Raw genomic sequence first — 8,198 nt, 5'->3', positions numbered from 1 at the left:
TGGCTGTTTTTTCCTCTGGTCCTGCCCCCGCACGCCCCCCCACCCCGAGTCGTTGTGACGAACTCTTGCGCTCCCCCGCACTACTGGGGTTGGTCCTCCCTTGGTTCTTTTGGTCCCCGGGTCCGGCCCGCTGTCCGGGCGGGCCACTGCCCGGCCGCCCGGTCCCCGGGCCCCCGTCCGGCCGGCGCCGCGGCCGCTCCGAAACCCCTTGGACGGCACGGGGACCGGCTTGCTGAAATGGGAGACGGCCACTGAGGGAGTCGAAGGGACGCGGCGATGACCGGGATCAGGCTGCACCTGTCGGTGCGCGGCCTCACCGACGCGGACCTGCCGTCCTGCGGCTGGGCCGGCTCCCCCAAGCACGTGCGCGAGCTCGTCCACCAGATCCGCCGCGCCGAGGCGGGCGAGATCGACTACCTGGCGGTGTGCACACCGGTCGGGCTCCCGGTGGCGGTCGGCGGCATCGACTACACCGTCGAGCCCGGTGCCGGCACGCTCTGGCAGCTCGGCGTCCACCCGGCCCTGCGGTCCTGCGGGATCGGCACACTGCTGATCCGCTCCGCCGAGCAGCGGATCGGCGCCCGGGGCCTGACCCGCGCCGAACTCGGCGTCGAGGAGAGCAACCCGCGCGCCCGCGCCCTCTACGAACGCCTGGGCTACCGGGCCCACGGCCGAAAGCTCGACTCCTGGGACGTGGAGGCCGAGGACGGCTCGCTCCAGCGGTACGGGACGATGTGCACGCTGATGCGCAAGGACCTGGCGTGACGCCGGACTTCGCGGCGTTCGTCGCCGATGCGACGGCCGACCCGGCCGTCGTCGGGCTCGTCCTCAAGGGCTCCCGGGCCCACGACGGCATGACCACCCGTCACTCCGACCACGACCTCTACGTCATCCTCGCCGACGACGCGGCGAGCGAGCTGGCCGCGCTCGACGGCTACCGCTCCGCGCGGCTCGACCTGGTCGTCACCACCCTCGAACGGTTCCGCCGGCCCGCCGACTGGGAGCGGTACGCCATCGCCCGTTCCCGGGTGCTGGTCGACCGCCGCGACGGGGAGATCGTGCGGATCGTCGCCGCGATGGGGCGGCTCGGCGCCGAGGAGGCCTTCCGGTCCGGCGCCGCCCTGCTGGACGCCTACGCCAACTCGCTCTACCGCTCGGTCAAGAACCACCGCGACGGCAACCCGCTCGCCGGCCACCTCGACGCGGCCGCCGGTGTCGGGTTCCTGCTCGACCTGCTCTTCGCCCTGGACCGCCGACCGCGCCCCTACAACAAGTACCTGGCCTGGGAGCTGGACCGCTTCCCGCTGCCCGGCTGGGACAGCGCCGCACTGCTGGACACCGTCGCCCGGATCACCGCAACCGGCGAAGTGGCGCCGCAGCAGCGGCTCTTCGCCCGGGTCGAGGCGGCGGCCCGGGCCGCCGGCCACGCGGCGGTGCTGGACGCCTGGGGCGAGGACCTGCTCCTGATGCGGCCCCACCCGGACGCCCCGACCCACCAGCCCTTCCGGCCCTTCCGGCCCTGACCGACAGTCCGATCGGGCGAGACGGCTCGGAACGTCCCCTCGGACGGCCCGGTCTCAGGCGGGCCGGTCTCAGGCGGGCCGATCTCAGGCGGGCCGCGGGGCCGACGGCCTGGTGCGGTAGCCGCCGGCCGTGCCCGGACGCACCAGACAGGGCAGCAGCCAGTCCCAGAGGGCGCCGACCCTGCGGGCACGCTCCTCGGCGGGGCAACCGTCCGCGAACACCACCTCCAGACCGCAGGCGGCGGTCACCACCAGGGTCTCCGGGCCGAGGCCGCCCGAGCGGTCGCGCAGCTCGCCCGCGCGGCGGGCACCGGCCAGCAGGTCGCGCACCACCCCGGCCCAGACGCTGTGGAAGCCGCGGATGTCGGCGAAGGCCGGCTGCCTGGAATCGGCCGGGGCGGGCCCGGCCGTCGTGGGACCCACCGTGGTGGGCCCGGCCGTCGTGAGCGCAGCCGTGGCGGGCGCGGCCGTGGTGAGCCCTGCCGTGGTGGGCGCGCTCTGCCAGCCGGCGTCCTCGCGGCCGAGGCGGAAGGCCGCCCGGATCACCGGGTCCACCCCGAGGGCGTCGACCAGCCAGTACCCCGCGTCGATCAATCCCTGGAGCGGGGAGGAAGCCGCACGCAGCTCCGCGCACGCCGACCGCAGCGAGCGCTCGGCCTGTCCGGACACTGCTCTGGCCAGCTCCTCCTTGGAGGCGAAGTGGAAGTACAGCGCCCCCTTCGTCACCCCGGCGGCCGCGGCGATCTCGCCGAGGGTGGCACCGGCGTAGCCGCGGCGGTCGAACAGCACCGCCCCCGCCTCCACCAGCCGCCCGCGCGTCCGTTCCGACCTCTCCTGGACCACCCGTCCCACAACCCCTCACAACGACAAGCAGGTTCCGACCGGACCGCGACCGCCCCAGGACGGGCGCCGCGGCCTCCGACGGCCGTCCGCGGCCGGTTCCACCGATGCGGCACCGGCTGCGGACGGCCGTCGGGTTCACCCGACCCGGCTGAACCGGGCCGCCGCCCCCGGTCCGGCGGCCACGCCCGCACCGGCGGGCTCGCGCTCCGCCGCACGATCCGCCGCGCGTTCGGGGCCGGCGAGCAGGATGGAGCGCTGGAGCCGCCGCAGTCCGACCGAGGGCTCCATGCCCAACTCCCTTACCAGGGTGTTCCGCAGGCGCTGGTACGCCTCCAGCGCCTCGCCCCGGCGGCCGGAGCGGTGCAGCGCGATCATGTACTGGCCGTGCAGGCTCTCGTGGGTGCGGTAGCGGTCCACGAGCACGGTGAGTTCGGCCAGCAGCACCCGGTGCCGGCCGAGCCGCAGGTCGGCCTCGATCCGCTGGTCCAGCGCGCAGAGCCTGGTCTCCTCCAACCGCCGGGCCTCGACGGCGAGTTGGCCGCCGACGGGGACATCGGCGAAGGCCGATCCGCGCCACAGCCCGAGGGCCTCGCCGAGCAGCCGGGCCGCCGCCGGGTAGTCCTCGCCGTCCATCGCCCGGTAGCCCGTTCCGGCCAGCCGCTCGAACTCCCGCAGGTCCGTCAGCCCTGCGCCGCTGTTCAGCATGTAGCCGCCCGGCGAGGTCACCAGGACGTCCTTGGCGCAGGCCACCCCCCTCGCCGCACCGGCCGCGGCGAGCGCCCGGTCGATGAGGTCGCGCAGTTGGAGCACGTACGTCTGCACGGTGGTGCGCGCACTGCGCGGCGGACGGCCGGACCACAGCTCGTCGGCCAGCACCCCGGCCGGCACCACCTGGTCCGCCCGCAGCGCCAGCAGGCCCAACACTTGCCGCGGCTTCGGCGCCGACGGCACCACCGACACCCCGCACACCCGGACGTCCAGCGTCCCGAGCACCCGAATTTCCACGATGACCACCCCAATCACACGGAACGCCGCAGCCCCCTTCGCCACGGCCGGCACCCGGGTCGACACCCTGGGTCAGCTGTCACCAAGTCAAAAACAGGACGCGCGGTTTGTCAATACAAAACCGAACGTGCTGTTTGTTTTGCTGGCGCCGCTCCGCCCCGTCACCGCTGGCACGGCTTCCGCGACGCTGCGCGACCCGGGCCGTCCGACTGCGGGCCCGGCTCCAGGCTCGCCCGCGGGCCCAAGTCCGGGCCCGGGCAAACCAAAGGCGGCGCCGGACCCCCATGGTCCCGTCGCCGCCGGTTTCGCCTTGCCCCGCCCGGATCCCCGCAGGCAGGAGCTCCGGTGAACAGCCGTCAGCCCACGCCGACCTCCGTCTGCGCCTCGACCCGCGCCGAACCCGCCGCACCGCCGTCCGGCACACCGTCCGGGCCTCCGCCCTCCGCGGCCGCACGGGCCGCCGCGGCCTCCGCCACCACCTGGGCCCCGCGGTTCGGCCCCATCCGCAGCGAACCGAGCACGCCCGGAACGGCGATGCTCGGCATCAGGTGCTGGTACAGCGCGGACACCCGCAGCTCCAGGTCCGCCCGGCCGCAGAGCTTCTGGGACTGGATCTGCACCCCGGTCCACGCGGCCACGAGCAGCCAGGCGGTGTCCGCCGGAACGACGTGCGGGAGCAGCTCGCCGCGCTCGCCGGCCGCGACCAGCAGCGCCTCGAAGCGGTTGATCCAGCCGGGGATGGCGCCGCCGCCGAGGTCGTCGAAGAGGTCCTGCCCGAGCGACAGCCGGGCACCCGCGCTGAGCAGCGGGTCACGCGGCATCAGGTACGCCACCACCATCCCGGTGTCCACGAACTCCTGAAGCTTGCAGCTCCGTTCCGGAACTCCGTCCTGGACGAACTGCTCCTCCACCACGCCCTGCGCCAGATCCCGCTTCGAGGCGAAATGGAAATACACCGCACCGCGCGTCACACCGGCCCGGGAGACCACCTCGCCGATGGTCGCACCCTCGTACCCGAACTCGTCGAAGACCGAGGCAGCCGCCTCCAGGATCAGCCGACGTGTCCGGAGCGCCCGTTCCTGCCGTACCACCGAAACCACCCCGCCCTGAGCTCCCGGAAAACAAAACCAAACACCCCGTATCTTAGCTTCGCCTCACCCACGACCGACAAGACGATGTCGATGAATCCCGCCAACCACTCCCTCTCTCCACGACCCGTCAGACCCCACCGTCCCGTTGGCGGCCAGAGACCCCGACCGCCCCGAGGGTTCGACGTCCGGCACCCCGCCTCCTCCCCCTGGAAACCGAACGAACGGTTTCTTCCCGGCGTTCGTCTCCGTACATCCGTACAGACGTGACCTCCGAGACGGGCCGGTCGTTGCACCGGGTCTGCGGGAATCCTCGACGGAAGCGGGTGCACATGGGCCTCGGCCTGGGCGTGGTGGTGCTGACGATGGGCGACCGGCCCAGGGAACTGGGCGCGCTCCTCGACTCGGTGGCCGCCCAGGAGGGCGAGGCCGCCCGGGTCGTGGTGATCGGGCAGGGCGCCAGGCTGCCACCGCTCCCGCCCTGGGCGGACGCGGTGGAACCGCCGAAGAACCTCGGCATCCCCGGCGGCCGCAGCCTCGGCGTCCGGCGACTGCGCGAACTCGGCGGCGTGGACGTGGTGGTGAACCTGGACGACGACGGCCTGCTGCCGCGCACCGACACCTTCCGGCTGGTCCGGGAGGCCTTCGAGCGGGAACAGCGCCTCGGCGTGGTCGGCTTCCGGGTCGCGGACGCGACGGGGCACACCCGGCGCCGCCACGCCCTCCGCCCGGGCCGCTCCGGCGTGCTGCGGTCCGGCGAGGTCCCCACCTTCCTGGGCGGCGGCCACGCGATCCGGATGAGCGCCATCGACCGGGTCGGCGGCTTCCCGGCGCGGTTCTTCTACGCCCACGAGGAGACGGACTTCGCCTGGCGCGTCCTCGACGCGGGCTGGTCGATCCGCTACCGGGCCGACCTGCTGCTCCAGCACCCGCGCACCGACCCGGCCAGGCCCGCCGCCCACAACCGGCCGACCGCCCGCAACCGGGTGCGGCCGGCCGAACGACGGCTGCCCGCCGCCCTGCTGCCGCCCTACCCGGCCTCCTGGTCACTGCACACCCTCACCCGCCGACCACCCGCGGCCGGGCTGCGCGCCTGGTGGTCCGGCTTCCTGGAGGGCGTGCGCACCCCGTCCCCGCCCCGACTCCCGATGCGCTGGGCCACGGTGTGGCGGATGACCCGGCTGGGCCACCCCCCGGTGTTCTGACAGCCGGAGACCGTCCGGCGGGTCCCGGCGCTCAGCTGCCACGGTCCCGGCCGCACCTGAGCACCAGTGACGAAACGTGAGAAGTCGAACCGGCCGACTTCTCGCGCAACACCCTCGGGACACCCGGTCGCCGCAGGCTCAGCCGCCCGCTCCTCGGCCACAGCGCCACCGCTCCACCAACCGTGTCCTCAGACATGTGATCTCGACCGGGGGTCATGCGAATCAGACGGCCTGGCAGGAGTGTCGCCTGCCAGGCCGTCTGATCTCGCTTGGCTACCAGTGCCGATCGCGCCATTCCGCCTCGGGGATGCGGCCCTCCGAGACGTCACCGCAGCGCTCCGCCCAGGAGGGGGCGACGAGCACCGGCCGGCTCAGTACGACATCCCCGGCGCGCTGGGCGCGAAGGACGACTCCCAACTGCTCCGAACCGGGATCCCCGTACTGGCCGCATCGCAGGTCGTACCCATGGGTGGCCGTGTACTTGACGAAGTCTGCTTCGAGCTCGGACGGCAAGCGGCCGACCAACGACATCTCGTCCAGCGTGACCTGCGGACCGCGCAACGCGTTGACGACCACGCAGACCAGGCGTTCGGCGTCGTAGTAGACCGTGAGGGCCGAATTGTTCGAGGAGTGCGGGAGGTAGAAGTCGTCGCTCAGCACGTGGCCGTAGTGGCGTGTGCTCTCCGCGGAAGGCTCAAGAAAGCCATCGAGTGCCTCCACCACGTCCTCGTACATCATGCCGAACCGCAGCGGGCCGACACCCACGAGCGGATCCAGCCTCCACTGAATCCGGTCGCACTCCGCGACGACCGTCTTGGCGGTAAGCACTCTCCACGCTCCCATCATCGGACCGTCGCTCACAGTACTGGAGCTCTCGATCGTGCAACGTCCTCGGAACGCCCGGTGCCCGCGGGCTCAGCCGTCGACTCCGCTGTCGGCGGGGTCGTCCAGGGGCCAGGTGTCGCGGTCGCGGACGTGGTCGTAGGCGGGGAGTTCGCCGGCCAGGACGTCGAAGTGGAGCAGCGGGGCCCACAGCGCGCGGTCGCCGACCACGTACAGGCGGCGCTTGGCGCGGCTGGCCGCGACGTTCAGGAGGTGCGGGGAGCCGGCCGCCCAGGCGCGGGCGCCGGGGCGGCCCGCGCCGAGCAGCAGGATGACGACGTCGGCCTCCTTGCCCTGGGCCTTGTGGACGGTGGCGCAGCGCTCGTCCAGGAGTTCGGCGGTCCAACCGGGGAGCCCGCGGCAGGTCTCGCGGGCTTCGGCGACGAGGGCGCGGAAGGGCGCGATGATCCGCAGGCGTTCGACGGTGACGCCGTGCCGGTCGAGCCGCCCCAGGAGGAAGGCGAGGGCGCGGCGGTCGCGGTCGCCCCAGGGGGCGTCGGCCGGGCGGTCGGGGTCCGGGGTGTCGAGCCAGCGGCTGGGGAGGAGGCCGTCGTGGTCGGGGTCGGGGAAGGGCTGGGGGTGGGTGCCGTGGACCATGAGGCCGCCGTACGCGACCTCGTTGCTGACGGTGAACATGGGCTCCTCGCAGCGGCGGTGGACGCGCAGCGGTGAGCCCACCCAGACCGTTTCGTCCTCCGCGCCGGTGGGGGCGGGCAGGTAGGTGCCGTAGCGGTTGACCCGGTCGGCGACGGCCTGCGCGGAGGTCGCGGAGGGCAGCCATTCCTCGTCGACGCCGTAGGCCAGCAGGAGCCTGCGCTGCAGGGCGGTCGGCATGGTGACGACGGGTTCCAGCTGGAGCGGGTCGCCGACGAGGACGGCGCGGCGGGCGCGCCACAGGGCGCCGACGGCGGCCTGCGGGGTGGCCTGGCCGGCCTCGTCGACGAGGATCCAGCCGATGGAGCCGCGGCCGAGGCGGGCGAACATGCTGCCGATCGAGGAGAAGGTGGTGGAGACGACCGGGACGAGGAGGAAGAGGGTCTGCCAGGCCTGCAGGACCTGCTCGTCGGGGACGGGTCCGCCGCCGCCCGCCATGAGTTCCACCAGGACCTGGAGGTTGCCGCGGATCCGCTTGGCCGTGTTGGCGACCAGGGCGCGGTGCAGGTCGAGGGCGCGCAGGAAGAGGTCGCTGCGGGCGGTGCTCCAGGCCTCGTCGGCCCACGGGGCGCCGAGTTCCTGCGCGTGGTCGCCGAGTTGCGGCCAGTCGAGGGGCAGCGAGGGGAGATCGGCGGCGGCCGCGCGCAGGGCCCGGTGGGCGGCGTCGAGTTCGGCGCCGGCGGCCTCCAGGTCGCGCCGGGCGGACCGGGCCCCGTACCGGGCCTGCTCGACGTCCGCGCGGGCCGCCGACTCCGCGGCCCGGGCGGCCTCCTGGTCGGCGCGGGCGCGGACGGCCCCGGTCTCGGCCTCGGTGACGGCGGTGGTGGTGCGGGCGGTCAGGTCGGCCGCGAGGCCTTCCGCACGGGTGCAGCGGGCGACGTGGTCGTGGGCGTCCTCCAGCGCGGTGCGCTGCTGGACGAGCTGGGCGAGGAGGTCGCTCCGGCTGCGTTCGCGGTGCTCCTCGGCGGCCTGGCGTTCGGCACCGCTCTGCAGCAGGC

The 8,198-nt window shown here is 73.9% G+C and carries 8 protein-coding genes; 3 read left to right on the top strand and 5 right to left on the bottom strand.

Translation table 11 applies throughout. From position 1 onward, the window contains the following. Positions 1-276: 276 nt before the first annotated feature. Both ACFVGO_RS28420 and ACFVGO_RS28415 read left to right on the top strand, forming a co-directional pair. A complete protein-coding gene (locus ACFVGO_RS28420) occupies positions 277-765 on the top strand; it encodes a GNAT family N-acetyltransferase (RefSeq protein WP_380634853.1) in 489 nt (162 codons plus the stop codon). Continuing rightward, positions 762-1,523 carry a hypothetical protein gene (locus tag ACFVGO_RS28415; RefSeq protein ID WP_380634851.1) on the top strand — a complete coding sequence of 254 codons (762 nt, stop codon included), beginning with the start codon at positions 762-764 and terminating at the stop codon, positions 1,521-1,523. The genes ACFVGO_RS28420 and ACFVGO_RS28415 overlap by 4 nt, the downstream gene beginning before the upstream one ends. A gap of 84 nt (positions 1,524-1,607) precedes the next feature. Here ACFVGO_RS28415 and ACFVGO_RS28410 read toward each other — a convergent pair whose 3' ends face one another. The 3 genes from ACFVGO_RS28410 to ACFVGO_RS28400 form a co-directional block, all read right to left on the bottom strand. After that, positions 1,608-2,366 carry a TetR family transcriptional regulator gene (locus ACFVGO_RS28410; protein ID WP_380634849.1) on the bottom strand — a complete coding sequence of 253 codons (759 nt, stop codon included), beginning with the start codon at positions 2,364-2,366 and terminating at the stop codon, positions 1,608-1,610. 135 nt (positions 2,367-2,501) lie between these two features. Next, a complete protein-coding gene (locus ACFVGO_RS28405; RefSeq protein WP_380350960.1) occupies positions 2,502-3,371 on the bottom strand; it encodes a BTAD domain-containing putative transcriptional regulator in 870 nt (289 codons plus the stop codon). 356 nt (positions 3,372-3,727) lie between these two features. Next, positions 3,728-4,471, bottom strand: coding sequence for a ScbR family autoregulator-binding transcription factor (locus ACFVGO_RS28400; protein WP_380634846.1), 744 nt, complete (start codon positions 4,469-4,471; stop codon positions 3,728-3,730). A gap of 320 nt (positions 4,472-4,791) precedes the next feature. Here ACFVGO_RS28400 and ACFVGO_RS28395 point away from each other — a divergent pair, with 320 nt between their 5' ends. Beyond that, positions 4,792-5,664: a glycosyltransferase family 2 protein gene (locus tag ACFVGO_RS28395; RefSeq protein WP_380634844.1), complete on the top strand. Its 873-nt coding sequence runs from the start codon at positions 4,792-4,794 to the stop codon at positions 5,662-5,664. A 273-nt stretch (positions 5,665-5,937) separates the two neighbouring features. Here ACFVGO_RS28395 and ACFVGO_RS28390 read toward each other — a convergent pair whose 3' ends face one another. Then, entirely contained in the window at positions 5,938-6,492 is a 555-nt protein-coding gene (locus ACFVGO_RS28390; RefSeq protein ID WP_380634842.1) for a hypothetical protein, read from the bottom strand. Positions 6,493-6,579: 87 nt separating this feature from the next. Beyond that, on the bottom strand, positions 6,580-8,198 hold a 1,619-nt coding region (locus tag ACFVGO_RS28385; protein WP_380634840.1), incomplete at its 5' end, for a DEAD/DEAH box helicase.

This window comes from Kitasatospora sp. NPDC057738 (genome assembly GCF_042798815.1).
GTDB lineage: Bacteria > Actinomycetota > Actinomycetes > Streptomycetales > Streptomycetaceae > Kitasatospora > Kitasatospora lactacystinica.
Note: the sequence above shows the minus strand (reverse complement) of the source record. Positions and strands in the feature narration are given on the sequence as shown.